At 68.4% G+C, this 25,862-nt stretch carries 16 protein-coding genes; 7 read left to right on the top strand and 9 right to left on the bottom strand.

Annotated elements, in window-relative coordinates:
• Window positions 1-151: 151 nt before the first annotated feature.
• Window positions 152-2,665 (top strand): glycoside hydrolase family 2 TIM barrel-domain containing protein, encoded by a 2,514-nt coding sequence (locus JIAGA_RS31360; RefSeq protein WP_084469878.1) that lies wholly within the window; start codon window positions 152-154, stop codon window positions 2,663-2,665.
• Between the two features lie 259 nt (window positions 2,666-2,924).
• Complete coding sequence (locus tag JIAGA_RS0120790) at window positions 2,925-3,671, top strand: IclR family transcriptional regulator (RefSeq protein WP_026877142.1); 747 nt, start codon at window positions 2,925-2,927, stop codon at window positions 3,669-3,671.
• Here JIAGA_RS0120790 and JIAGA_RS31355 read toward each other — a convergent pair.
• From JIAGA_RS31355 to JIAGA_RS31345, 8 genes are all read right to left on the bottom strand, one after another.
• Complete coding sequence (locus JIAGA_RS31355; RefSeq protein ID WP_051426338.1) at window positions 3,660-5,678, bottom strand: beta-galactosidase; 2,019 nt, start codon at window positions 5,676-5,678, stop codon at window positions 3,660-3,662. The two genes, JIAGA_RS0120790 and JIAGA_RS31355, sit on opposite strands and share 12 nt — an antisense overlap.
• Window positions 5,679-5,750: 72 nt before the next feature.
• A complete protein-coding gene (locus JIAGA_RS0120780; RefSeq protein WP_026877141.1) occupies window positions 5,751-6,764 on the bottom strand; it encodes a LacI family DNA-binding transcriptional regulator in 1,014 nt (337 codons plus the stop codon).
• Window positions 6,765-6,785: 21 nt separating this feature from the next.
• Window positions 6,786-8,030: a glycoside hydrolase family 43 protein gene (locus tag JIAGA_RS31350; RefSeq protein WP_211239760.1), complete on the bottom strand. Its 1,245-nt coding sequence runs from the start codon at window positions 8,028-8,030 to the stop codon at window positions 6,786-6,788.
• A 42-nt stretch (window positions 8,031-8,072) separates the two neighbouring features.
• Window positions 8,073-9,428: an ABC transporter substrate-binding protein gene (locus JIAGA_RS0120770; protein WP_026877140.1), complete on the bottom strand. Its 1,356-nt coding sequence runs from the start codon at window positions 9,426-9,428 to the stop codon at window positions 8,073-8,075.
• 73 nt (window positions 9,429-9,501) lie between these two features.
• Window positions 9,502-10,410, bottom strand: a complete 909-nt coding sequence (locus tag JIAGA_RS0120765) for a carbohydrate ABC transporter permease (RefSeq protein ID WP_084469876.1) — start codon at window positions 10,408-10,410, stop codon at window positions 9,502-9,504.
• Entirely contained in the window at window positions 10,407-11,318 is a 912-nt protein-coding gene (locus JIAGA_RS0120760; RefSeq protein WP_026877138.1) for a carbohydrate ABC transporter permease, read from the bottom strand. Before JIAGA_RS0120760 ends, JIAGA_RS0120765 begins: the two co-directional genes overlap by 4 nt.
• A gap of 110 nt (window positions 11,319-11,428) precedes the next feature.
• Window positions 11,429-13,804, bottom strand: a complete 2,376-nt coding sequence (locus tag JIAGA_RS0120755) for a glycosyl hydrolase 53 family protein (protein WP_026877137.1) — start codon at window positions 13,802-13,804, stop codon at window positions 11,429-11,431.
• Between the two features lie 423 nt (window positions 13,805-14,227).
• Window positions 14,228-15,301: a LacI family DNA-binding transcriptional regulator gene (locus tag JIAGA_RS31345; protein ID WP_169738908.1), complete on the bottom strand. Its 1,074-nt coding sequence runs from the start codon at window positions 15,299-15,301 to the stop codon at window positions 14,228-14,230.
• 453 nt (window positions 15,302-15,754) lie between these two features.
• On the opposite strand from JIAGA_RS31345, the gene JIAGA_RS31340 reads away from it, so the two are divergent.
• The 5 genes from JIAGA_RS31340 to JIAGA_RS31335 all read left to right on the top strand — a co-directional run bounded on the left by JIAGA_RS31340 (window position 15,755) and on the right by JIAGA_RS31335 (window position 23,385).
• Window positions 15,755-16,564 carry a carbohydrate ABC transporter permease gene (locus JIAGA_RS31340; RefSeq protein ID WP_211239759.1) on the top strand — a complete coding sequence of 270 codons (810 nt, stop codon included), beginning with the start codon at window positions 15,755-15,757 and terminating at the stop codon, window positions 16,562-16,564.
• A complete protein-coding gene (locus tag JIAGA_RS0120740) occupies window positions 16,564-17,385 on the top strand; it encodes a carbohydrate ABC transporter permease (protein WP_026877136.1) in 822 nt (273 codons plus the stop codon). Before JIAGA_RS31340 ends, JIAGA_RS0120740 begins: the two co-directional genes overlap by 1 nt.
• Window positions 17,386-17,451: 66 nt before the next feature.
• Complete coding sequence (locus tag JIAGA_RS0120735; RefSeq protein WP_026877135.1) at window positions 17,452-18,747, top strand: ABC transporter substrate-binding protein; 1,296 nt, start codon at window positions 17,452-17,454, stop codon at window positions 18,745-18,747.
• Between the two features lie 79 nt (window positions 18,748-18,826).
• Complete coding sequence (locus JIAGA_RS35405; protein WP_026877134.1) at window positions 18,827-20,785, top strand: alpha-L-rhamnosidase-related protein; 1,959 nt, start codon at window positions 18,827-18,829, stop codon at window positions 20,783-20,785.
• Window positions 20,782-23,385, top strand: coding sequence for a glycoside hydrolase family 78 protein (locus tag JIAGA_RS31335; RefSeq protein ID WP_035812795.1), 2,604 nt, complete (start codon window positions 20,782-20,784; stop codon window positions 23,383-23,385). The genes JIAGA_RS35405 and JIAGA_RS31335 overlap by 4 nt, the downstream gene beginning before the upstream one ends.
• 100 nt (window positions 23,386-23,485) lie before the next feature.
• Here JIAGA_RS31335 and JIAGA_RS31330 read toward each other — a convergent pair whose 3' ends face one another.
• Complete coding sequence (locus JIAGA_RS31330) at window positions 23,486-25,759, bottom strand: beta-glucosidase family protein (RefSeq protein ID WP_211239758.1); 2,274 nt, start codon at window positions 25,757-25,759, stop codon at window positions 23,486-23,488.
• Window positions 25,760-25,862: the final 103 nt, after the last annotated feature.

Here is a 25,862-nt window from a genome sequence, read left to right as displayed (position 1 = left end):
CAGTCCGGTGGCGATCCACCGACAGTTGGACGGCCCGGAAGCGATGTGAGCCAGTCCCCGTCCAACCCCAAATCGCCGCGTACGCGGTTGCTCCAAGGCGCGCCATCACGCGCACGTCATCCAGTCCGGATCGAGCGAAGGAAGTGGATTCATGAGCGATCAGACAGTGGCCACCGAGGGCGCGACACGGCGCGAGTTGCTCAGAGGAGGGGCAGGCCTCGGCTTGGGCCTCCTCGCGGCCGGTGTCGGTCCGCAGATCGCCGGCGCCTCGGTCGCACACGCGACGGACGAGGCTACGCAGGAGGGTCGCCACCGTGCCACCTTCGACTTCGGCTGGCAGTTCGTCCGCGGAGATCAGGAGGGCGCCCAGGACCCGGCGTTCGACGATGCCGGCTGGCAGCACGTCGACCTTCCGCATGACTGGAGCATCGAGGGGCCCTTGAGCCCCAGCGAGCCGTCCGGGGGGCCGGGTGGCTGGGTGCCGACCGGCATCGGCTGGTATCGCAAGCGTTTCACCGTGCCGAACTCGCGGGCCGGCCGACGGTTCGTCGTCGACTTCGACGGCGTGTACCAGAACAGCACCGTCTGGATCAACGGGCACCAGCTGGGTCACCGCCCCTACGGCTACGTCCCGTTCGCCTACGACCTGACTCCGCATCTCGTCGACGGCGACAACGTCATCGCTGTACGAGTGGACAACTCCCGCCAGCCCAACAGCCGGTGGTACTCCGGCTCTGGGATCTACCGGCACACCTGGCTGACCACGATGCACGACATCCATGTCGGCCAATGGGGCACTCAGGTGATCGTCGAGAACGCCGCCGAGGAAGCGGCCACGCTGCAGGTCAGGACCAGAGTGCAGAACGAGGGCAGCCGCCCCCTCCGAGTCGTCTTGCAGACCGACCTGGTGGACGCCGACGGACGCACGGTCGAGACGGTCGAGTCGGCCAAGACCATCCCGCACGGAACGGACCACACCTTCCGCCAGCAGATCGACGTCGACAGCCCCACGCTGTGGACGGTGGACGACCCGGTGATGTACACGATCAAGAGCACGGTCCGGACCCGGCCGGGCCCCGGCGGAGAGGCGCTCGGCGTTGCAGACGTCTACCTCACACCGATCGGCATCCGGACCGCCGTCTTCGACGCTGACCGGGGCCTGCTGATCAACGGCCAGCAGGTCAAGATGAACGGTGTCAACCTCCACCACGACGGCGGCCTGGTGGGTGCCGCGGTGCCCGAGGGAGTATGGGTCCGCCGCCTGGAGATCCTCAAGGAGATGGGATGCAACGCGATCCGGACGGGCCACACCCCGTTCGCCGCCGAGGTCCTCGATCTCTTCGATCGCATGGGCTTCCTCGTGATGAACGAGGTCTTCGACGAGTGGAAGGCCCCCAAGCCGCAGGTGGCACCGAACGGTTACAGCGCCTACTTCGAGGAGTGGTTCGAGCGCGACCTGGTCAACGTCGTGCACCGCGACCGCAACCACCCGTCTGTGGTGATGTGGAGTGCGGGCAACGAGGTCGCCGACCAGTCCCCGGAGGGAGACCCGAACGGGCATGTCACGCTACGGCGGCTCAACGAGGTGTTCCACCGCGAGGACCCCACCAGGTTGGTGACCGTCGGGTGCGACCGGATGGGCCACGAGCGACCCGGAGCCGCGACCACCGACGAGTTCATCGCCGAGATGGACATCGTGGGATACAACTACTGCAATCGCTGGCGCGACCGCGCCCACCTGTACATGGAAGTCGACCGCAAGAAGTGGGGCCACAAGCCCATGGTCGGCAGCGAGAGCGGGAACATCACCACGAACCACAGCGTCGACGTCGAGAACCAGTACAAGTTCATCTCGACGCGCGACTACGCCTCCGGTGACTTCATGTGGACCGGTGTCGACTATCTCGGCGAGGCGTCCTCCCCCAACAGTCGCGGCTTCAGTGGAGGCGTGCTCAACCTGTGCGGGTTCAAGAAGAACGGCTACCACTTCTACCAGAGCCAGTGGACCGAGGAGCCGATGGTCCACATCTTTCCGCACTGGAACCAGAACGTCCCGGAGGGGCAGGTCATCACCGTCCGGTGCTACTCGAACTGTGACTCGGTGGAGTTGTTCCTCAACGGCCGGTCGCTCGGGGTCAAGGGATACTGGCACCCGGCGATCGGCATGATCGAGGCGTACGGCAACTACCCGCCCGAGCGGAGCACGCCCCGCACGACCTCGGATCTGAGCCTCGCGTGGGACGTCCCGTACGAGCCCGGCACGCTCCGGGCCGTAGGACGCAAGCTCAACGATGTCGCGGTGACGACTGAGATCTCCACGACCTCAGCGCCGGCGGCGGTCCGGCTCTCCGTGGATCGGGACGAGATCACCGCCGACCGCCGCGATGTGGCCCACATTGTCGCCGAGATCGTGGACGCCAACGGGCTGGTGGTGCCCACGGCCAACAACCGGGTCACCTGGTCGGTGAACGGTCCGGTGACGTACCTGGGATCGGACAACGGGAACATGTCCGATCGGCAGGCCTACCGGCTGACCGAGCGAAACGCCTTCCAGGGCAGGCTGCTGGCAGTCCTCCAGGCACAGGACGAGCCGGGCGGCGTCAGGGTGAGCGCCTCCGCGTCCGGCCTCACCGGAGCATCCATCGACCTTCGAGTGGCTGGGTAGCCGACCAGGCCGAGTTCGTCGCTGCAGGTTTGCGCTCCACCGTGCGCAAGCCTGCAGCGGCCCCGCCCCGTCGACCGACCCTGCGTATTACGCAGCGCTGCTGCGCAACGCGCAGCGGCGTAGACTTGGCGACCAGTCATCGTTGACGGCTTGCGTTCACGCCGCTGAGTGATCTGCGACATGCCGGGAGGAAATGGTGTCCGATGGGTAGAGCCGCGACCCGCGCCCGGATGACCTCACGCGCTGGGGGTCGACCTCGGTGACGCAGTCGGTCAATCGTGCCGCGGAGACGCTGATGTTCGTGGGCGTGCGACCCCGAAGCGTCAGCGAGGTAGCGGATCGGCTCGGCGTCCATGCAACCACCGCACTGCGGATCCTCCACGCGTTGCACGGCTGGCGCTTGTTGGACCGGCGGCCCGATGGTGCCTACTCGCTCGGCGCGGCGGTCATGGAGCTCGGGCAGCGGGCACTGGAGTCGATCGACATCCGCGACGTCGCCTTGCCGTTCATGCGCGACTTGAACCAAGCGACCGGGGAAACCGTTCACCTGGCAATTCTCACGAACGGTCACGTGGTCTACATCGAAAAGATCGAGAGCCAGCATCCGGTGCGGATGTACTCGCGGATCGGCTTTATCGCGCCACTGCATTGCACCGGCGTGGCGAAAGCCATACTGGCGCAGCTCCCACCTGCCGAACAAGCTGCCTTGATCGACGCGACGGACCTCACGGAGTACACACAGCACACACTCACCTCACCTGATGCTCTCCGGGCCGATCTGGAGCTGACGAGAGCCCGGGGCTTCGCAGTCGACGAGCAGGAGCATGAGCTGGGAATCCGATGCGTCGCGGCCCCGATCATGCACGCCGATGGCCGGGCGGCCGGCTCACTGAGCGTATCGGCGCCCGGTATGCGGGTCAGCAAGAGAAAGCTCGCGGATTTCGTCACGCCGCTGCTACAGGCTGTCCGGGGTGCCGCTGCAGAGTTGGGACGATCAGCCGACTGAGCCGTGTGCTCGCGCGGGCACGTGTTGCCGGTCGCTCGCGTTCGTGGCGGCCTCCGACGGCCGGCACAGCACTGCATAGCCGAACGGTGGCAGCTCGACCTCGGTGACCGGTGCGTTGTCGGACACGTAGTGCCTGTCGAGCGTGACGGCATGGTGCCGATCAGTGTGGTTGATGACGACGAGGTACCCGCCGGCGCGGATCGCTTCGACGTCGGGGTGAGCGCCCGGAAGCACCCCCGTCACCCCGGCGCGGGCGAACACGTGGCGGGTGACCGCCCGCATGCCGTCGTCGTCCGGCAGGGTGGCGAGATAATAGGCCACACCTGCGCCGGCGCGATGGCTGGTGAACGCGGGCTGGTCGCTGGGGCGACCGGTGCTGAACCGTGCCAGGGGCGTCGCGCCGGCGAGCTGGATCTCTTCGGCGTAGGTCGTACCGGTGTGGTCGGCGCCGTCGAGCCGGAAGGAAACACCGTCGCACTCGGGCAGCGCGCCGAAGTCCTCCAGCCGGATGCCGAGTGTCGGCCCGAGCTGGGTGAGGAACCCGCCGTCGCGGAAGGCGTCGTGCTCGTCGACGATGTCGGTGAAACCGGCGACCAGGAGGTGACCGCCGCGCCGGACGTAGTCGATGAGGTTGGTTCCAGCAGCCGCCGGCAGCAGGTACTGCAAGGGGGCGATCACGACGTCGTAGGCGGAGAGGTCGTGGCCAGCCGTGCGGATGTCGACCTGGACGTGCTGGCGGTGGATCGCTGCATACCAGCGAAGGACGATATCGGTGTAGTCCAGCTCGACCGGGTGGTCGGGGTTGCTCACCGCCCACAGGTTGTCCCAGTCGAACAGCAGCGCCACCTTCACGTCGCCGGGTGACATGGCGATCTCCGGTAGCGGGGAGAGTTCCGCACCGAGCCGCACGACCTCGCGCCAGGTGCGTGTCTCGGTGCCGGCGTGCGGCAGCATCGCCGAGTGGAACTTCTCGCTTCCGGAGCGGGACTGACGCCATTGGAAGAACATGACCCCGGAGGCGCCACGCGCCACCGCCTGCATGCTGAGCGCGGCCATCTGGCCGGGAGCCTTGGGGGCGTTGGCCGGCCGCCAGTTCACCGCGTTCGCGGCCTGCTCCATGAGGATCCACGGCTTGCCGCCGCCGAGTGAGCGCATCAGATCGCGGGTGAAGGCAGCTCGGCGGAAGGACTGCGGGTCGGCTGGGTCGGGGTAGCTGTCGTCGGCTATGAGGTCGAGTTCGTCGGCCCACCGCCAGTAGTCGAGCGCATGGAACGGGCCCATGAAGTTGGTGGTGATAGGCTGGGCCGCGCCGGCGCCGCGGATGGCGTCGCGCTCCATGACCAACAGCTCCAGCGTCGCGTCGGAGGTGAAGCGGCGGAAGTCCAGCAGGGCGGCCGGGTTCTGGCTGTACGGCGCGGATCGTGGCGGCAGCACCTGTTCGAACGCCGTGTAGCGCTGCGACCAGAAGTCGGTGCCCCAGGCGGTGTTGAGCGTGCCGACGTCGCCGTACCGACGCCGTAGCCACCCTTGGAAAGCATCACGTGCGTTGTCGGAGTAGTCATACGGGACATGGCAGCCGTACTCGTTGTTCACGTGCCACATGACCACGGCCGGATGACCGGCGTACCGCTCAGCTACCGCCGTCACCAATTCGAGCGCCAAGCGCCGGTAGACCGGAGAGGTCGCGGCGAAGTGCTGCCGGCTGCCCGGCCACAGCACGGTGCCGTCAGCCAGTTGCGGGAGCATGTCGGGATAGTGGTGCGTGGCCCACGGCGGCGGCGACGCCGTGGCGGTCGCCAGATTCACCGCGATGCCATGGTCATGCAGAATACCGATGACCTCATCCAACCAGCCGAAATCGAACTCGCCTTCGGCCGGCTGGATGCGCGACCAGGAGAACATGCCGAGACTCACCAGATTGACGCCGGCGGCGCGCATGAGCTCCGCGTCCCTCGGCCAGAGTTCGGAAGGCCACTGCTCGGGGTTGTAGTCGCCTCCGTAGTACACATGTCCTCCTGCGGTCAGAACCGGGCTCGGGTGAGAAGCCGGTGAGCGTTGTCGTTCGTGGGCAACCGACACTCAGGCAGAGCCACCTCTGGTGCTCTCCCGCTCGATGAGCTCGGGGTCGAAGGCGATCTGCTTGACGGCGGAGTCGGTGCCGGACAGCCTCTCGATCAACAACTCGGCGGCGCTCTGCCCCATTGCGAGAGCGGGCTGGCGGACGGAGCTGAGCGGGACGCTGGTGTTCGCTGCGAAGTCGCTGTCGTCGTAGCCCACGATGGCGACGTCGTCGGGAATGTGCAGCCCGGCCCGGAGCAGCGACTGCATCAGCCCGATCGCCTCCATGTCGCTGGCCGCGAATATCCCGTCAGGACGTTCCGCAGCAGGCATGGCCGCGATCTGGTCGCCGGTCGTGCGTCCGACCCGGAGGCCGGCGCCGTCGCCCTCCTTCACGGTGAGCGTGGCTCCGGCGGTCGCGGCCACGGCCTCGCGGCATCCGGCCAGCCGGTCAGCGTTCTGGCGGACGCCGAGGGGCCCACCGACGAACCAGATGCGGCTTCGGCCGATCCCGATCAGATGTTCGGTCGCGAGCCGTCCTCCGCCGACATCGTCGAGCCAGACCGAGTCGAAGTCGCCAGCGTCGTCGCGGGCGTCGAGGACAACCACAGGGATGCCTCGCTGGTGCAGCCGATGCAGGGACGACAGGTCGCGGGTCACCGGGGTGACGAGGGCACCATCGACCCGGTACTGCTCGAAGTTCGCCAGGTGCCGTGCCTGGCGAACCACGGACTCGTAGCTGTTCCCGACCATGATCGACAATCCCGCCCGTTCGGCGACCGTCTCGGCGCCGAAGATCGCCTGGTTGAAGAACGGGATGGCCGTGTTGAACACGGCCATCCCGATGGTGCCGCTGCGCCCACCGCGGAGCTGGCGGGCGGACAGGTTGGGCACATAGCCGAGCGTTTCGATCGCTTCGCGGACGCGTGCCACCGACGTGGCCGAGACACGCTCCGGACGGTTGAGCACGTTCGAGACGGTGCTCACCGATACTCCGGCCAGCGCGGCGACATCCCGGATGCCGACTGTACCCAACGTTCCCTCACTCTCTTCGTGTCACGGAATCGGCCACACCCAGCTCGACGGCGGGTCACCGTCGAGGTCGGTGCGTTGGCGGGCCACGAGCAGATCGCGGCCGGTCTCCTTCATCTCATACAGCTCCGTGCGGATGTTGGAGCGATTCATGTTGTTGTGCAGTGACATCATGATGGTCCCGCGGGGGTTCTTCCTGTCCGCGAAGGTCCAGAACAGCATGGAATGGCCCTTGTTCTCGGTGATGACCACGTCCTCCTGAACCCACGGGCCGGCCAGGTCGCCCGACGTCGACCGGGCCCGCGTCACCACGTATTCGTTGTTGTGCTTGCGGTAGCTGGTCCAGTACATGAGTAGGTCATCGCTCGCCGTGCGATAGAACGAGGGTGCGTCGGTGACGTACGGCGGCAGCTGCACGTCGTCGACCCGGCCCTCCTCGTAGTACCAGGGCGCGTCGGACCCCTTCATCAGGTAGATCGGCTCTCCGTCGCCGCGGCCGGTGAGGTTCCCGTCCTCATCACGCTCCAGCCTGATCGCCTCGATCGTCCCGTCGATCTTCTGGGTCCATTCGTGGGCGTAGACCATCCATGGCTGCCCCTCAGGGTCGACGTAGAGCGTCCCGTCCAGGGTCATGAAGTTCGACGGAGCCACGGGCGACTCCGGGTTGAGCATCTCGAACGGGCCGAGCGGCGAGTCGGCCACCCCGATGATGGTTCCGCGCCAGTGCTGGTTCTGCCAGACCTGTCCGCAGTCACCGCAGTGCTGACCGGCGGTCGAGGCGGTCTTGAGCACGCGGTCGCGGTTGTGCAACGTGGCGAACCAGTAGTACTTCCCGTTGTAGTACCACGCCTCCGGCGCCCAGACGCCGTGGTTGATGTTGGCCCACGAGTTCGCCGGGTTCGTGAACACGTTCACCGGAGCGCACCAGTTCTCCAGGTCGATGCTCATCCGAACAGTCCGGCCGAGATACAGGTAGTAGATGCCGCTCACCGGATCCGGCAGGATGAACGGGTCGTGCGAAGGAATGTCCTTCAGCTTCTGCGTCGCCTCGCACGGCAGCTCCGTGGCCGCCTCCGCCCCACGCTGCCCGGCCACATGGTCGATGCGTCCGGTGTTGCTGGCCTGGGTCTCGACGGTTCCGACGCCGCGCGCCACCGCCTGCACGTCGTCACCGCTGGCACCGACCAGTCCCGATGCGGATGTCGCAAGCACCGCGCCGGCGATCATGAGCTGCTTCAACGGCAGCCGACTCGCCTTGCCTCCTAGCATCCCTCTCCCCTTCGGTTGGCGTACTGACTGTCAGGTCGCTCGTCAGTCCCCGGCGACAGGGATCGCCTGGGATTCGAGCGCGTCGACGGTCTTCTCCTGCGCGGTCTCCAGCGCCTCCACGAACGTGCCGGTGCCGTTGACGACGCCGGCGAACCCGTCGGCGACATCGCTGTAGGTCTGCGTCATCGTCGGGCCCCACGGGAAGTCGGGGTTGACGTTCTGCGCGGCGTCGACGAAGACCTCCGCGATGTTCTGACCGCCGAAGAACTCGGCGGGCTCGTTGAGCTGCGGCAGCTGCTGCCCGGCCGACGTGGCCGGGTACAGGCCGCCGAGCTCGTTCAGCGCGACCAGGGCTTCCTCGCTGGTGTTCAACCAGAGCGCGAACTGCGCTGCTTCGTGGGGGTGGTCGGTCGACGACGTGACAGCAGCGGTCGATCCGCCCCAGTTGCCGGCCGCATTCGCACCCTCGTCCCACTGCGGCATCGGCGCGACTGCCCATGCGCCAGCACTGGCCGACGCGTTCTGCTCGATGAGCGCGTTGCCCCAGTACGGGCTGACCCACGTCCAGATGTCGCCCGCCTCGAGTGCGGCCCACCACTCGTCGGACCACGACGCCATCGGGCGGATCAGACCTTCGTCCAGCATCCGCTGCCAGTACTCCGCCACCTGAATGGACTCAGCACCGGTGAAGTCGACCGTCCATTCGCCGTCCGCCACGGAGAACCACGACCCGCCCGCCTGCCAGACCTGGCCGAGGAACCAGTTGACGTCGCCGTCGGAGAAGTGGTGGATGTGGCCGCCACGGCCGGCGATCAGCTTGGCGGCCTCGTAATAGTCATCCCACGTCTCCGGCGGCTCGATGCCGGCCTCGGCGAACAGGTCGGCGCGATACCACATGCCGATGGGGCCGATGTCCTGCGGGATGGCGTAGACCGCTTCATCCTCGCCGAACGTGACCTGCTCCCACGTCCAGTCGACGAACTCGTCCTGTGCATCCAGCACGCCCGCGCAGTCCGCGAGGTTCACCAGCGCGTCCTGGAGCCGGAAGTTCGCCAGTGCGTCGTACTCGATCTGAGCCAGGTCGGGGGCGTTCCCGGCCTCGATGCCGTTGAAGAAGGTCTGGTAGGCGTCGACGCCGGTGGGCCCGGTGACGAACTCCACCTGGATGTCCGGATTCTGCTCGTTCCAGATGTCGACCACCTGGTCCACACCCGGCACCCACGAGTAGTACTCCAGCGTGACGGGCTCCCCTGCCGGCTCACAGGAGCCGCCGCTGCCACCTTGCTCGTCACCGCCCTCGGCGGCGGTGTCGTCACTGTCACCACCGCAGCCGGCCAGGACCAACGCTCCTGCCAGAGACAGCGCGGTGAGCCCGCCTGTCCGTCGTGTCCGTCGCATGTTCGTTTCCTCCCCGGAATCGGCGGCCGTGGCCTTCTGGACGTCACGGTCGCGCTGTGTGAGTTGTCGTTCGTTACTTGACGCCGCCTGTGCCGAGGCCGGAGCGCCAGAAGCGCTGTAGGCACAGGAAGGCGACGATCAATGGCACGACCGAGAGGAACGCGCCGACGATGACGAAGGTGCGCAGTTCTGGTGCTTGCTGAGTCGCCTGGCTGTTCCAGACGTACAGGCCCAGAGTGACCGGGAACAGCGACTCGCTGCGCAGCATGATCAATGGCAGGAAGAAGTTGTTCCAGATGTGCACGAACTGGAACAGGTAAACCGTCACCAGTGCCGGCGCCATGAGCGGCGCGGCCACCCGGAAGAAGGTGCGCAGCTCACCGGCGCCGTCGATCCGCGCTGCTTCGAGCAGCTCGTCGGGTACGCCAGAGGCCGCATAGATGCGGCTCAGGTAGACGCCGAACGGGCTGACCAGGCTGGGAAGGAACACCGCCCAGAAGGAGTTCGTCTGCCCGATGTTGCTGAACAGCAGGAACAAGGGCAGCGCCAAGGCCGTCGCGGGGACGAGGACACCGCCGAGGACGACATTGAACAGCAGTTCGCGCCCGCGGAACTGGAACTTCGCGAGCACGTACCCTGCCATCCCCGCGAAAACCGTGGCACCCAGGGCGCCGACGCCCGCATAGAGCAGGCTGTTGAGCATCCACCGCAGGAACAAGCCGTCCCGGTGGGTCGTGACGTCGACGATGTTGCCGAACAGCTCGACGTCGGCGAACCACATCGGGTTCGTGCTGTTGAGGTCGGAGCGCTGCTTGCTCGCGGCGATGAGCAGCCACCACAGCGGCGCGAGCATGTAGACGGTGAAGACCGCCATCACCAGGAACGGCAGTGCCTGGCCGGCGGCTCGCCGCCGTACGCCGCGCGCGAGGTCCCGCGTCTCGGGAGGCCGGCGTTCCGTCGGCGCCTGGGCCTGGATGCTCATGGCTGGACCCCCCGCTGCGTGATCTTGAGGAAGCCGAACGACAGCGCGAACGTGGTGAGCGCGAGCACCACCGAGAACGCCGCCGCCAGGTGGAAGTTCGGGATGTTCGACGTACCGAAGACCACCATGTTCGGGGTGTAGGTGCCCGTGATGGCCGTCGTCAGGGATCTGAAGACCTGCGGCTCGGTGAACAGCTGAAGCGTCCCGATGATGGAGAAGACGCCGGTCAGGACGAGCGCCGGTCGCACCAGAGGAATCTTCACCGACCATGCCACCCGGACCGCGCCGGCGCCGTCCATGCGGGCGGCCTCGTAGAGCTCCGGCGGAACGGCTTTGAGCGCGGCGTAGATGATCAGCATGTTGTAACCGGTGAACATCCATGTCGTCACGTTGGCCAGCGACCACAAGATCACCGAGCCCGACATGAACTCGACTCGCTCGGTCAGCCACCCGAACGGCGACAGCGAGGGCGAGTAGAGGAAGCCCCAGATGATCGCCGCGATGACGCCGGGAACCGCATACGGAGCGAAGAACGCGAGCCGGAAGAACCGCTTGAACCGAAGCCGGCCCGAGTCGAGCAACAAGGCGAACAGCAACGCCAACACGAGCATGACCGGCACCTGGACGACGCCGAACAGCAGAACCCGCCCGAAGCTCGCCAGGAACGCCTCGTCCTGGAACACCCGCGCATACTGATCGAAGCCTCCGAAGACGTCCGTGGGAGCACCGAAGGTTCCTTGCCGCTCCACCTTCAGGAACGACTGGTAAACCGCGTAGACGACAGGCGCCAGGTAGAACGCGGCGAACAGGGCGAAGAACGGCAGCAACAGCAGCACCGCCGCACCCAGGCGCCTCCGGCCCGCCGCTTCGCGGGAGGACCGTCGTGCCACGACCGTCGCCTGCGCCATCGTCATGCCTCCTTCCTGCTGTGATGCTGGTGTCACGGGTGCGGGGAGCGCGTCGCCGGGCCGGAGCCGTCCGGCCCGGCGACGTCTCGGAACCGCCTGATCTCAGGCCGCTACAGGTCGCGGCACTGTGCCGACTTCGGGCCGCTCACCGTGTTCGGTGCGCCGTTGTTCACCGGCGCCTCGGTGTTCCCGCTGCACATCAGCGGGCCGTTGATGGTGTTGCCGGCGATCACGTTCCACCACGACGTCCGGGTCACCATGACCGGCCCGGTGACGGTGTTCGGGGCGCAGTCCAGCACCGGGTTGCCGATCGTCACCGACGAAGTCCCCGACGAGGTGACCGGGCCGTTGATCCGGCTGTTGCAGATCACGACCGCGGCCGCGCCCTCGGCCAGCACCGGGCCGGCGATGGTCGCGCCGTCCACCTGGAGCGAGGCGCCGGCGCGCACCGTCACCGGACCGGAGACCGTGGTGCCGTCCAGGCAGGTCACTCCCCCGCTCACCGAGAGCGGCCCGGCATGCCGGCCAGTGATCACACGGTCACACGCGAGGCCGGCGAACTCGTCGACCACGTCGACCGAAGCGGTCACCGATCCGTACTCGGTCGAGCCGCTGATCGTGAGCCGGCCGGCCGTGCCGGTGGCATCGTCCGGTACCGCATCCCAGTCCACCGGGACCGACTCGGCCGACCCATCGGCCGTGGCCAGCGCCCGCACCGACTCCGGCAGCACGATCTCGTCGCCCACCAGCGCGGTCGAGAAGACGGTGTCCTCCACCACGTGGGTGGCCCGGCTCTGGTTGAAGACGTCGATCGACGCGTTGGGCTCCCACGTGCGCGTCATTCCGGGAACAGAGCTGAACAAGGACTGCCACCTCGCCGGCTCCCACGCCAGAACCCCCACTCCCTGGTTGTTCGGGATGTCGTTGGCGATCTGGAACACCCGCTGGAGCGCATCCGCCTGCCCCTGAACCGTCCGCGGGTACGGCGAGTTGGGCATCGGGGAACCATCGCCGCCCGACGCCGGGTACGACGTCTCCGCAACGTCGATCTTGTACTCCGGGTGCGCCGCGGCCACAGCGTTCACATTGAACTCGTAGTGGTCCGGCGACCCGTGGTACTGCGGGTAGTACGAGTGAGCGAGGACGTCCGGGTCGGCTCCCTTGGCGTTCACGCGGGTGAGGTACTGGTCCCAGAACTCGAGCGTCTTGTCGAGCTGACCGTTGTCGATGATGATGTGGGTCTCGACGTCGATGTCCTCGCGATGGGCCGCTGACACGTCGCGGACCGCACGGATCCCCGCCGCGGACAGCGTCGTGAACCGGTCCCACGCCTCGTCGTACAGCCGCTGCTCCTCCGGGTCGTCCGATCCCCAGTAGTTCCAGAGCAGGCCGCCGCCGGGCTGCGACTGATAGATCTCCGGCTGGTTGCGGAAGTACGCCGGGTTGGTCGCACCGATGTGGGCGTTCTCGCTGCCGTACATGAAGCCGTTGAGGATCTCGTTGCCGATGGCGACCTTGTCCGGCGTCGTGCCCTGTTCGATCAGCTGCTCGACGTAGTCGTAGGTGTACTCGTACACCGCGTCGGTCAGGTCGTCGAACTCCAGCTCCGCCCACGCCCGCGGCTTCGGCTGCTTGATCGGGTCGGCCCACGAGTCCGCGTAGTGGAAGTCGATGCCGAGCCCCATGTCCCGCTCAGCCTTGATCCACTTGGCCACCTCGAGCGATCGCTCGGGGCCCTGGTACGGAACGGCGGACACGTTGCCGCTGTTCTCGCTGCGCGGCTCGTTGAAGACCCGCAACCGGATGTACTCGAACCCTCGGTCCTGGAGCACGTCGAGCAGGTGCGGGCCCGCGCCGCGGTCTTCCTCCGTCGGATTCACCCAGTAGTTGCGCCCTTCGGCGACGTCGTTGTCCACCCAGGAGGCGTCGGCGCCGAGGACCAGGTCCTCGCGCAGGTAGTTGTAGACGCTGAGCTCGCTGATCCCCAGGGTCGCGCCGGGCGAGGCTCCGGTGAACGTCACCCGCACGTATCTCGTCCCGGGCTGGGTGAAGACGTCGACCGAGCCGCGGCCGGGCTGCTGGTTGGCCGAGTGGTCTGCGATGACGTTCCAGCTCGTGCCGTCAGCAGAGGACTCGACGACGTACTGGTAGACCGCGCCCGCGTCCGGGAAGACCACCCGGACCTTCCTGACATTGTCGTAGGCGCCGCCGAGGTCGAGCGTGAGCCACTGGCTCGCGGACGCGTCGCCGGCGATCCACGCGGTCTGCTCGTCCTGGTCGATCGCCAGGCCGGCAGTGGACGCACCACTGCTGGCGTCGACGCCTGCCCAGGACTTCGCGCTGAGGTTGCTTTCGATCGGCGCGATCTCGGCCTCGCCGAAGAGCGCCGAAGCCGGGGCGACCGCCCCGAGCGCTAGTCCACCGCAAGCCACGGCGGCTGCGGTGGCGATGCCGAGTGTCGTGCGGATGGGGCGCTTTCGCATCATCGCTTGCTCCTCATCTCTGTACCCCCCGGGTTGGGAGCACCGCCGTGTTCAGCGAGGCCTCCAGGCCGGGGCGGCGAACGACTGGCGTCCACCGGCGGCCATGGCCCGGCATGTGACTGACCGGTGGAGAGAACGCCCGGCCACTGATGCGCTCCCGAGGGGTGGCGCTCCGCCGGGCAGTCTGGCGTGCCGTCTCCACCTTGTGAAACGTTTTAGGTGGCTCAGTATGGCGAGGACGTCGACTCATGTCAACGGCTTGTTTCCAGGCAATTTCCTGAGTAAAACGTTCGACATGCACCGCTGGGCAGGGTGGCTTCCCAGCGATTCGAACCGCTCGCGCGGCGGGTGATGGGAGGCAAGTGTCAGCAGACCGCGCACGGCCGCACGCGGTCGTGCCGAGCCGACGCCGGCGTCGGCGACGGATCAGCCTTCCGGGGCGACTGCCGAGCTCACCGGTCCCGATGCGGCATGCGGGTGCTGCTCGCGACCGGTTCGACGCGTGCTCGCCTTGGGAACCAGGACGGGCTCCATGACGACGCGCCGGTGCTTGTGCTGTCTCGGCGTGCGCAGCTCTTCGAGAATCATGGTGGCGGCCACGCGGCCCATCTCTTCGCCCGCCTGATCCATGGTCGTGATGGGCACGAGGCTCGACCACGCTTCACGGTTGTTGTCGTACCCGATGACGGCGAGGTCCTCAGGGATGCGCAGCCGTCCGCGTACGAGGGTGGACTGAACGACACCGAGAGCGAGCAGGTCGGCGCCGGCGATGAGCCCGTCGGGCCGTGCCTCGTCGGGCAGCTCGTCCACGAGCGCGGCGATCCGGTGTCCGTCGGTCGCGGTCACACCGTCGGTTGTGACCACCTCCAGCGTCACCGCTCCGGCCGTCTCGTCGACGGCCTTCTTCGCGCCCTCGAGCCGGTCGACCACGGCGGGGAACCGGGGCGCACCGGCGAACATCAGCCGTCGGCAACCACCTGCGATGAGGTGCTGCGTCGCGAGGTAGCCGCCCCGGACGTTGTCGGTCTGGACGCTGCACGCGCCGTCGGGCGGGTCGGCGTTCAACACGACGACGCGGACGCCACGCGCCCGCAGAGGCGCGACTTGTTCGAGGAGGTCCTGCCGAGGCGCGAGGAGGATGCCCGCGACGCGTTCCTCCTCGAAGAGATCGAGGTAGGAACGCTGCTTGTCCGCTCGGGAGTCCGAGTTGGCCAGCAGGATGTTGAGGTCGGCCGCCTTGGTGACCTCTTCGGCGCCCCGCACGAGGTCGAGGAAGAACGTATTCGTCAAGTCCGTGAGGACGAAGCCCAGCGTGCGGCTCGTCCCGGCGGCCAGCGACCGTGCGGCACCGTTGCGTACGAATCCGAGCGAGGCGATCGCCGCCTCGACTCTTCTCCGGGTCGCCGGTGTCACCTTGTCGGGGTTGTTGAGCACATTGGAGACGGTGCCGAGGGAGACCCCCGCGGCGCGAGCCACGTCGGCGACGTTCGGCGGCCTCACCACCCCCACCACGCTCCTTCTGACTATTCGATCCGACGCTCCTGAATGTAGACCACGGTACGCCGCGGGGTGGGCTCCGAGCGCCGCGCGGACGGTGGCGGCAGCGCGCCGGGTGTTGACAGCCATATGCCGCTATGAAACGCTTCAAAACCCGCTGGCAAGCGAGGACATGACATGAGCGACGGCACTCCACATGCCGTCCGACTACGGCGCGCTCACCCCAGTGCGCCGGTCCTCAGTACAACGACGTTCGGAGAAGGACCGATGACGCAACCTCTTCCGGCCTCGGTGCCGACAGCGCACCCAGGGGGTCCGGGTGGGGCGACCGCGGACGGGTCGACGGGTCGCGGCCGCCCGGGCAAGGGCTCGTCCGGTCGCCCTCGGCGCCACCGAGGCCGCTCGCGTGCTTCGTGGTGGTTCCTTGTTCCGGCGCTCTCGCTCTACGCGTTCATCGTGCTGATCCCCAGCGGGCGCGGCGCCATCCTGGCGTTCACCGATTGGAACGGCATCAGCCCCTCCTGGGAGTGGATCGGCCTCGACAACTTCGTGCGCCTCTGGGAGACCGACGTCGCCCGTGACGCGGTCGTGCGGACGATCGTCATCGCCGTGTCGATCATGTTCGTCCAGAACGCGATCGGCCTGCTCCTCGCGCTCGGGGTGAACTCGCAGATCAAGTCGCGCAACCTGCTGCGCGTCTTCCTCTTCGCCCCCGCGGTGCTCACGCCCGTCGTGATCGCCTATCTGTGGCGCAACCTGCTGGCGCCGACGGGAGCACTCAACGAGCTGCTCGATGCCGTCGGGCTGGACGGCCTGCAGCGTGAGTGGCTCGGGGATTCCGACACCGCGATGTGGGCGATCATCGGCATCGTGGTCTGGCAGTTCGCCGGGTACTCGATGGTGATCTTCCTGGCGGGGCTGCAGAGCATCCCGACGGACGTCTACGAGGCCGCGGCCCTCGACGGCGCCGGCCCGGTGCGGCGCTTCTTCTCGATCGACCTGCCGCTCCTGGCCCCGGCGATCACGATCAACCTGATGCTCTCGATCATCGGCGGAATCAAGCTCTTCGATCAGGTCTATGCGACAACAGGCGGCGGACCGGCCAACTCGACCGAGACCCTCTCGACGCTCATTTACCGGTTCGCGTTCAACTCCGGCCAGTTCTCGTTCGCGATCGCGCTCGCGGTCGTCCTGACCGTGCTGGTCGCGATCTTCGCCTTCGCGCAGTACGCCATCCTGCGCCGCGGCGAGAGGAGGGCTTCCTGATGCGCCGCTACACCGGGCGGACCTTCGCCCTCGAGATCGTCATGGTGGCGGCGACGCTGGTCATCGCCTTCCCTCTCTACGTGCTGGTCAACATGTCGTTCCGGTCGCGCACCTCGACGGAATCCATCCTCGCGCCGACCGCCGACCCGACGCTCGAGAACTATCGCACCGCCTGGGAAGACGCGGGCCTGGGCCGAGCGCTGCTGAACAGCACGTTCGTCACCGTCGTCAGCGTGATCATCATTGTCGTGGTCTCGGCGCTCGCTGCCTACACGCTCGCGAGAGTCACCCGCGCCTGGAGCAAGATCGTGTTCATAGTCGTGATGATCGGGCTCCTGTTGCCGTTCCAGCTCGCGATGCTGCCGCTGTACGCGACGATCCGAGACCTGGACCTCATCGGCTCACTGTGGTCACTCGTCCTGTTCTACAGCGGTCTCCAGGTCCCCTTCGCGACGTTCCTCTATGTCGGCTTCCTGCGGGCGACGCCCACCGACTACGAGGAGGCCGCGCTCCTGGACGGCTGCACGCCGCTGCAGGCGTTCCGGCGGGTGGTGTTCCCTTTGCTGCGCCCCATCACCGGCACGGTCGTCATCCTCAACGCTGTCTTCGTCTGGAACGACTTCCTCACGCCGCTGCTCTACCTGTCGGGCAGCGGGACGGCCACCATGCCGCTCGCCGTCTCCACGTTCGTCGCGCAGTACTCGTCCAACTTCAACGTCGTGTTCGCGGGCCTGCTCATCGGCATGGTCCCGGTCCTGGTCGTCTACTTCGCGATGCAACGCCACATCATCAAGGGCTTCAGCGGAGGGCTCAAGGCCTGAGCTGCCCAACCACATGACAACGCACGGTCACGCCGCGATGACGCGGCACACGGAAAGGGAATCGCCATGAAGAGGACTCACACCTCTGCCACCGTCGCGATCACGGCGGCCGTCGGGCTCGCGCTCACCGCGTGCGGTGGCGGCGGAGACGATGACGGCGGCGCCGCCGAGCAGGATGCGGGCAGCGGCTCGCTCACCATCTCGGCGCTCAACTCCGACAAGGAAGCGCTCGAGGCATCGATCGCCGCGTTCGAGGAGGAGTATCCCAACATCGAGGTCACGACCACGTGGGCAGACGTCGACCAGTACCAGCCGACCCTGCGCACCCAACTCACGGGCGGCACGGCGGCGGACGTGATCCAGATCTGGCCCGGCGCCGGCAACTCGGCAGCGATCGCCGTGCTCCAGCCGGCTGGATTCCTCGAGGATCTCAGCGACCGCGAATGGGCGAGCCGCGTCCCGGACGGCCTGCGGCCGGTCCTCGAGCGTGATGGCGGTCTGTACGGCCTCGCGGTGACCGTAAGCGGCATCGGCGCGATCTTCAACGACACCGCCATGGACGAGGTCGGAGCCACTCCGCCTACCACGTGGTCGGAGGTGCTCGAGCTGTGCTCGACGGCACAGTCGGCCGGCAAGGTCGCGTTCGCGCTCGGCACGCAGGACTCCTGGGTGGGCCAGCTCATCCCCTTCTCGCTCGCGCCCGAGCTGGTGTACACGGACGACCCCGAGTTCGACTCCGGGGCCGCCGAGTACACGGCCCCGCACTTCGCCGGCTCCGCATGGAGCGATGTCATGGCCAAGTACGACGAGATGGCCCAGGCCGGCTGCTTCAACGACGGCGTCGGCGGTACCGACTACAACACCGTCCTGCAGACCACGGCGGCCGGCGACGCGCTCGGCATCATCAACGGCAACTGGGCGGTCGCCGAACTGTCGAACGTCGCCGCTGAGGGCACGACGTTCAGCCTCCACCCGGTGCCTGCTTCGGACGATGCCGAGGCGACGCGCATGGCGGCCGCGGCGTCGGGCACCTACGGCGTCAACACGAACGCCGAGAACAAGGACAACGCCCTGCTGTTCTTCGACTTCCTCGCGGGCGCGGCGGGCACCAACGCCTTCGCCGAGATCAACGCCGGTCTTCCGGGCATCCCCAACGACGAGTTCGAGCTCGACCCGGCGCTGCAGCCGCTCGGCGACTACTTCGACAGCGGCAGGACGTACCCGTTCATGGACCAGCTCTGGCCCAACCCGGACGTCCAGACGGCGCTGCTCACGGGCGTCCAGGGCGTCTTCGACGGCTCGAAGACCGGCGACGAGGTCCTCGAGGACATGGACGCGGCCTGGGAGCAGGGTCCGGCCTGACCCGTGTCCACCCACAGGCGCCCGGCCGGGCCTGGCCCGGCCGGGCGCCGTGCGTCACCACCGAGACCAGGAGCAGCACGTGCGCGACGACGAGCGTGACCCGGAGCCGACGCCCGTCCGGGGCGCCATGATCGCCCGATGCCGGGAGTCCGGCCCTGACCCGTTCCCCGACCTCCCCGTCCCTGAAGCCGTAGCCGACGACGATGCGTCCGCCACCTGGTACTACCCCTGGGGGCAGTTCGAGCTCGCCAGGCTCCACGATCTCGTGCGGCGAGGGTTCGAGGCGAACCGGCACGTGGACTATGTCGACAACTACGGCGACGTCGTGTCCGAGGCCGAGTTCCGCTGGACGGCCCGCACCGGCATGCGCCATGTCCGCGTGGTGACCACCTCCGGAGTACCGCCCGCCGTCGTGCTGGCCGGACCCTCGGCCGCCGTGGGCGCGGTCGAGGTCCGGGTACCGGGAGGCGACTGGGAGCTCGCAGCGTCTCGCCTCGGGGCACCGGGCCGCGCCCCGCACCGCGCGGCCGACCCTGTGGTCCTCGTCCGCCCGGCCCGCTCCGGCGGACTGCTGGAGTTGCCGGCGCCCGTCCTCGGCCGGCCCGTCCTCACCGCTCCTCAGCGCCCGCGGCTGAGCACCGGCGAGTCGCGAACCGAGGCGCTGGCGGCCCGCGAGGATGATCACGAGACCCGTCATGACCTGGTCCGGCGTTCCGACGGTCGGTGGACCTCGCGTCACCTGCTGGGTTTCCGCTACATCGCTACGGACACCGCCGCCGACGTCGTCGTCGAAGCACAGGTCCACCCCGTGCCGCGACGAGGTGCCTTCCTCTGCTCCGACGAGCGACTCAACCAGATCTGGAGCACCAGCGCCTACACCCTGCGCTTGTGTCTGCAGGAGCTCGTCGTCGACGGCATCAAGCGTGACCGTATGCCGTGGATGGGAGACCAGGCTCTGAGCACGCTGACGAACGCCTACGCGTTCGCGGACCGGCAGGCGGCGCACGACACGATCGTCGCGCTCGGGCAGCCTCGGTACGGTTACGTCAACGGCATCGCCGACTACTCACTGTGGTGGGTGATCGCCTGCGGCTTCTACGTGCGCCACTTCGACGCATCCGACGACGTCGCGCGCCTGTCGGAGCGCGTCCAGGACTTCCTCACCGAGATGTCCGGGTACACCCACGCCAACGGCGTGCTGCGGCCGGCCGTACTCCCCGATCAGTTCATCACCCACGTCTTCCTCGACTGGGGCGTCGAGATCGACACCCGGCGCGACCTCACCGCCCTGCAGGTGCTGTGGTGGTGGGCGCTGCGGTCGGGCGCGCGTGTCCTCGCCGCCGCCGGCCGACCCGAGGCGGTCGGCTGGGAGAAGCGTGCCGCTGACCTTCGCGCCGTACTCGTGGCTCGCGCCTGGGACCCGATCACCGACTCGTGGCGCGAGTACCTCGGCGACACCGAGCCGTCCGGCACCCCGTATGCCGACTTCCTCTCCGTGGCCGCCGGGCTGGTCGACCCGGTACCCGATGGCATGCGTGCGTCGCTGTGCGGCGCCGCACGCGCCGGCACCCCGTTCATGACCGCGTTCGCGCTGCGGGCACTCGGCGTGTGCGGTGAGCGCGTCGAAGCCGTGCGCCGCTTGTGCGACCTCTGGGGGCAGATGCTCGACGCGGGTGCCCTGACCTTCTGGGAGGAGTTCGGCGACGGCGTGGACGACCTCACCATGTACGGCCGGCCGTTCGGCAAGAGCCTGTGCCACGCCTGGTCGGCAGGGCCGCTCGTGCTGCTGCCCGAGCTGGTGCTGGGAATCCGCCCGGTCGAGGACGGCTGGAAAGCCTTCAAGGTCGACCCCATGCTGGGCGGCCTGTCATGGGCACGTGCCGTCGTCCCCGCGCCCGGCGGCGACATCGTCGTCGACGCCGCGCCGGACAAGACCATCGTGGACGTGCCGCCCGGCACTGTTTTGCGCCATCCCGTCCGGGGAGATCTCGCCCCGGGCCGGTGGGAACTGACCGACACCGAGGAGTCTGCTGCGTGACCACCACTGGACCATCCGCGCCCGAGCGGCTCACGCTCGAGCACCACGTCCCGGATGCGCTCGGCATCGGGACCCGCAGGCCCCGGCTCTCCTGGGTCGTCGCGGCCGCGCCGGAGGGATATCGGCAGGCTCGTTACGAGGTGCGAGGGCGGGTCGTGCGGGCCGACGGCTCCCCCGAAGAGATCCGGCACCGAGTGGAGGGCGGTGAGCAGGTACTCGTGCCGTGGCCCGGCCGCGGCCTCGCCAGCCGCGAGGCGGTCACGGTCCAGGTCCGCGTGCAGGGGGCGAGCGGTCCATGGAGCCCGTGGAGCACGGAGGCGAGCGCGGAGGTGGGCCTGCTCGAACCGTCCGACTGGTCGGCTGTGCTCGTAGGTCCTGCGGACGCGGAACAACCACCGTCCGCGAGGCGACCGCCCCTGATCCGCGGGCGCTTCGAGGTGCCGGACAGCGTTCGCTCGGCCCGCCTGTACGTCACCGCGCACGGGGTTTTCGAAGTCGAGGTCAACGGCCGCCGCGTGGGCGAGGACGTGCTGGCCCCCGGCTGGACCAGCTATCGGCACCGCCTGCGCTACCTCACCTACGACGTGACGGATCACCTGCGCGGCGGCGAGAACGTACTCGGTGCCTGGCTCGCCGACGGCTGGTACCGGGGCCATCTCGGGTTCGACGGCGGGAGGTGGAACGTCTTCGGCGACGACGTCGGACTGCTCGCCCAGCTCGAGGTCGTCACCGATGCGGGGCGCGTGGTCGTTCTCACCTCGGACGAGAGCTGGCGCACCGCACCCGGCCCGATCATCTCCGCGCAGCTCTACGAGGGCGAGGCGTACGACGGGCGCCTCGAGCAGCATGGCTGGTCGAGCCCTGGCTTCGACGACACCGCGTGGTCGCCGGTGCGGCGCATCGAGCTCGACGGCGCGCTGCTCGTCGCGCCCCACGGTCCGCCCGTTCGGTGCACCGAGGAACTGGCCCCGGCTCACATCCTCGAGCGCGAACCGGGCCGTTATCTGCTCGACTTCGGGCAGAACCACGCGGGGCGCCTGCGGGTCCGCGTCGCCGGCCCGGCTGGGACGACGATCCGCCTGCGCCACGCCGAGGTGCTGGAGGACGGCGAACTGTGCACCCGGCCGCTGCGGGGCGCAACGTCGACCGATGTGCTGATCTTGGACGGTGGCGGCGAACGCGAGTGGGAGCCGCGCTTCACCATGCACGGCTTCCGGTACGCCGAGATCAGTGGCTGGCCCGGAGAGCTGCGCCCCGGCGACGTCGTCTCGCGCGTGCACCACTCCGACATGCCGCGCCGTGGCTGGTTCTGGTGCTCCGAACCTGACGTCGAGCGGCTGCACGAGAACGTCGTCTGGAGTATGCGCTCCAACTTCGTCGACGTCCCGACCGATTGCCCCCAGCGCGATGAGCGTTTCGGGTGGACCGGGGACATGCAGGTGTTCGCGCCGACCGCCTCGTTCCTCTACGGCGTCAACGGCGTCCTCGACGACTGGCTGCGAAGCCTCGCGGCCGAGCAGGAGGAGTACGGCACCGTCCCGTGGTACGTCCCCTATGTCCCGAGCCCGGGCTGGGACCCCACGGTGCCCGGGGCGCTCTGGGGCGACGCCGCCGTCCTCGTGCCGTGGACGCTGTACGAGCGCACCGGGGACACGGGCGTCCTGCGACAGCAGTACGCGAGCGCACGGGCATGGGTCGACCAGGTCGAGAGCCTCGCCGGTCCCGACCGGCTGTGGGACTCCGGTTTCCAGCTCGGCGACTGGCTCGACCCCACGGCGCCGCCGGATGACCCTGCCCAGGCCGTGACGGACCCGTACCTCGTGGCGACCGCGTACTTCGCGTACTCGGCCCGCCGCCTGGCGGAGACGGCCGATGTGCTAGGTGAGGCCGACGACGCCCGGCGCTACCGGGCGCTCGCGGACGAGGTGCGTGACGCGTTCGCCAAGAGCTATCTCGCGCCGGACGCGCCCGGCGACGCGCGGACACAGACGGCCTGCTCGCTCGCGCTCGCACTCGACCTGTGCCCCGACGAGCCGACACGCGAGCGCGTGGGCGAGATGCTCGCGGCCCTGGTGCGCACCACCGGCGGGACGATCAGCACGGGGTTCGCCGGCACTCCGGCGATCTGTGACGCGCTGTCGGGAAGCGGTCATCTGGCCGAGGCCTACACGCTGCTGCTCGAACGCCGGTGTCCGTCCTGGCTCTATGCCGTGACCATGGGCGCCACGACAGTGTGGGAGAGGTGGGACAGCATACTGCCGGACGGCAGCGTGAACCCCGGCGACATGACGTCGTTCAATCACTACGCGCTCGGTGCCGTCGCCGACTGGATGCACCGGGTCGTCGCGGGCCTCGCGCCTGACGCCCCGGGCTACCGGCGGATCCGGTTCGCGCCGCGGCCCGGCGGTGGAATCACGTCGGCGGGGGCGCGGCACGAGACGCCGTACGGCACCGCGGCCATCGACTGGCGCTGCGACGACGGTCACGTCACGGTGCGCCTGCGGGTTCCGGTCGGGACGACCGCGGTGCTCGACCTGCCCGGCCTCCGGCGCCAGCTGGGGCATGGCGTCCACGACGTCACGCATCGCCTGCCCGCCTGACCCGGCCCGCCGGTTCTGCTCGGAAGCCTCGGAAGCGACAGGACGGTGACGTACCGGAGGGCCCTCCCGCAGCAGCGGAAGGGCCCTCCGGCCCGTTGCGTCAGCGAACGGTGAAGTTCACCGGTTCAGAGAGGTCATCCGAGGCGGAGCCGACCCGGACCTGGAACTCGCCCTTGGGTGTGACCCAGGCGTCGGTCTCGACATCGAAGTACTGCAGCAGGTGTCGGGTCTGCAGTTCTTCGCGCGAGAGCGTAATCGTCACGTTCTTGTGCTCGCCCGGCTCGAGGTGCACCCGCTCGAAGCCGACGAGCCGGTTGAAGGGCTCCCCCGCCTCGTCGGGCAGCGTCAGGTAGACCTGCGCGACCTCGTCGCCGGCGACGTCGCCGGTGTTGGTCAGCCGGAAACGCACCTTGAGGGCGTGGCCTTCGTGGGACCGTCGCGGCGTGACGTTCACCTTGGAGAACTCGAACTCGGTGTACGACAGGCCGTGGCCGAAAGCGAACAGTGGCTCGATGCCCTGCGCCTGGTACCAGCGATAGCCGACCTGAAGACCCTCCGAGTACTCGACCTGCCGGATCCCGCTGTCGTCGACGACGCCGGGGTACTGTTCCGGCGTGCTCGTCGGCGTGTCGTCGAGCGATACGGGGAACGTCAGCGGCAGCTTGCCCGACGGGTTGACGTCACCCCACAGCAGGTTGCTGATGGCGGTGCCCATCTCGCGCCCGGCGTACCAGACGTGCAGCACGGCGTCCACGTCGTCGACCCACGGCATCTCGACCGCGCTGCCGGTCTGCGTCACGACGACGGTGGTGGCGGCGGCGTCGGCGACCGCCTCCACGAGTGCGTCGCCGCTGCCGTCGAGACGCAGGTCGGTGATGTCGCTGAATTCGCCCATCTGGTAGTAGCCGAAGACGATCGCCACGTCCGCCGCGGCGGCGACCTCGGCCGCCTCGGCCAGGTCGGTGCCGGCAGCGAAGGTCACGGTGCCGCCGGAGGCCTCGACCCGCTCGGTGATCGCATCGAGCGGCGCCACGGGGTCGGGGCACGGCACGGCCGGCCGGCCGCCGCCGAACGGCATCCAGGCGGAGCAGACGGACACCGCGCTCACGCCGTTCGTCGGCGTGTTCGAGGCGGTCGGGCCGATGACGGCGACGTCGAGAGCGGTGTCCGCGAGCGGCAGCGCCCCCTCGTTCTTGAGCAGCACCGAACCGTTCTCCGCCATCTCCTGCGCCAGCGCCCGGCTCTCGTCCGTCATGAGGTCGGTCGACGGGTCGTCGGGCAGCGGGTGGTCGAACAGCCCTGCCTCGATGAACACCTTGACCACGCGGAATGCCGCCGCGTCGATGTCGTCCTCGGTGATCTCCCCCGCCGCGAGCGCGTCGTGGAGCAGCTCCGGCGTGAACCACACGGGGCGGTTGAGCTCCATGTCCAGGCCGGCCGTGAGCGAAGGCGCGGTCGAGTGGACCGACCCGAAGTCGGACATGATGAAGCCGTCGAAGCCCCACTCGTCCTTCACGACGTCGTCGAGCAGGTCGTTCTCACACGCATAGACGCCGTTGATCTGGTTGTACGAGCACATGATGGAGCCCGGCTCACCCTCGCGGGTCGCGATCTCGAAGCCCAGGCCGTAGATCTGGCGCATCGTGCGCTCATCCATGTTGCTGGAGCTCGCATCGCGGTCGAGCTCCTGCTCGTTGGCTACGTAATGCTTGAGGTTGGCGACCACCGGCCGCTCGGGGTTGCTCTCCTCGAGCCCGCGGATGTTGGCCGCTGCGAGCACGCCGGAGAGCACCGGGTCCTCGCCGTAGTACTCCGAAGTACGGCCGGAGAGCGGCGTGCGGCCGCCGGCGACGCCCGGGCCGAGCAGGACGTTGCGGCCGGCGCGGAAGGTCTCGTCGGCCACGAGGCTCCCCTTGGCCTGACTCAGCTCCGGGTCGAAGGCCGCGGCTTCAGCGATCGCGACGGGCAGCGCCGTGGCGCCCGTCGCGTCGAGCCCCTGCGCGCCGTTGGCGAACATGATCCGGGGGGTGCACGGGAGCTGCTCCGGGTAGACGACATCGCCCGGCCACGTCGTCTGCTGCGGCGACGCGGCGGGCTGCTCGACGATCCAACGCATCTTCTGTTCCAGGCTGGAGTGGTCGAGCAGGATCCTCGCTCGGTCGTCTGCGGAAAGGCTCGTGTCCATCCAAGGACACTCGGCGGGGTGGGAACCGGCGGTCGTCTCGGGTACTGGGGCCTCAGGCTCGGCCTGGGCCACCAGCGGGGTGAGAGCGAGCAGGCCGGCCGTCGTGATCGGGATGATCGACCGTCGCAGGCCGGTCCGGCGGGTGGCCGTACGACCGGCCTCGAACCGATCGGATACGTCGATGGCCACGTGTCCTCCTTGACAATCGGGGGCAACGAATGAAGCGTTTCAAACTCGTACGGATGTGTGCCTTTGGCGGATTGAAGCGATTCAAAGGTCATACTGGCATGCC

Origin of the sequence: Jiangella gansuensis DSM 44835 (assembly GCF_000515395.1) — a bacterium.
GTDB classification, from domain to species: Bacteria; Actinomycetota; Actinomycetes; order Jiangellales; family Jiangellaceae; genus Jiangella; species Jiangella gansuensis.
This window is presented reverse-complemented; position numbering and strand designations above follow the sequence as displayed.

What these genes read in the sequence shown, in the direction of transcription:
- JIAGA_RS0120740 (WP_026877136.1), top strand. Translation starts at nt 16,564, where the DNA reads ATGCGCCGCTACACCGGGCGGACCTTCGCCCTCGAGATCGTCATGGTG.
- JIAGA_RS31360 (WP_084469878.1), top strand. Translation starts at nt 152, where the DNA reads ATGAGCGATCAGACAGTGGCCACCGAGGGCGCGACACGGCGCGAGTTG.
- JIAGA_RS0120760 (WP_026877138.1), bottom strand. Translation starts at nt 11,318, where the DNA reads ATGGCGCAGGCGACGGTCGTGGCACGACGGTCCTCCCGCGAAGCGGCG.
- JIAGA_RS0120735 (WP_026877135.1), top strand. Translation starts at nt 17,452, where the DNA reads ATGAAGAGGACTCACACCTCTGCCACCGTCGCGATCACGGCGGCCGTC.
- JIAGA_RS0120755 (WP_026877137.1), bottom strand. Translation starts at nt 13,804, where the DNA reads ATGATGCGAAAGCGCCCCATCCGCACGACACTCGGCATCGCCACCGCA.
- JIAGA_RS0120765 (WP_084469876.1), bottom strand. Translation starts at nt 10,410, where the DNA reads ATGAGCATCCAGGCCCAGGCGCCGACGGAACGCCGGCCTCCCGAGACG.
- JIAGA_RS0120770 (WP_026877140.1), bottom strand. Translation starts at nt 9,428, where the DNA reads ATGCGACGGACACGACGGACAGGCGGGCTCACCGCGCTGTCTCTGGCA.
- JIAGA_RS31350 (WP_211239760.1), bottom strand. Translation starts at nt 8,030, where the DNA reads ATGCTAGGAGGCAAGGCGAGTCGGCTGCCGTTGAAGCAGCTCATGATC.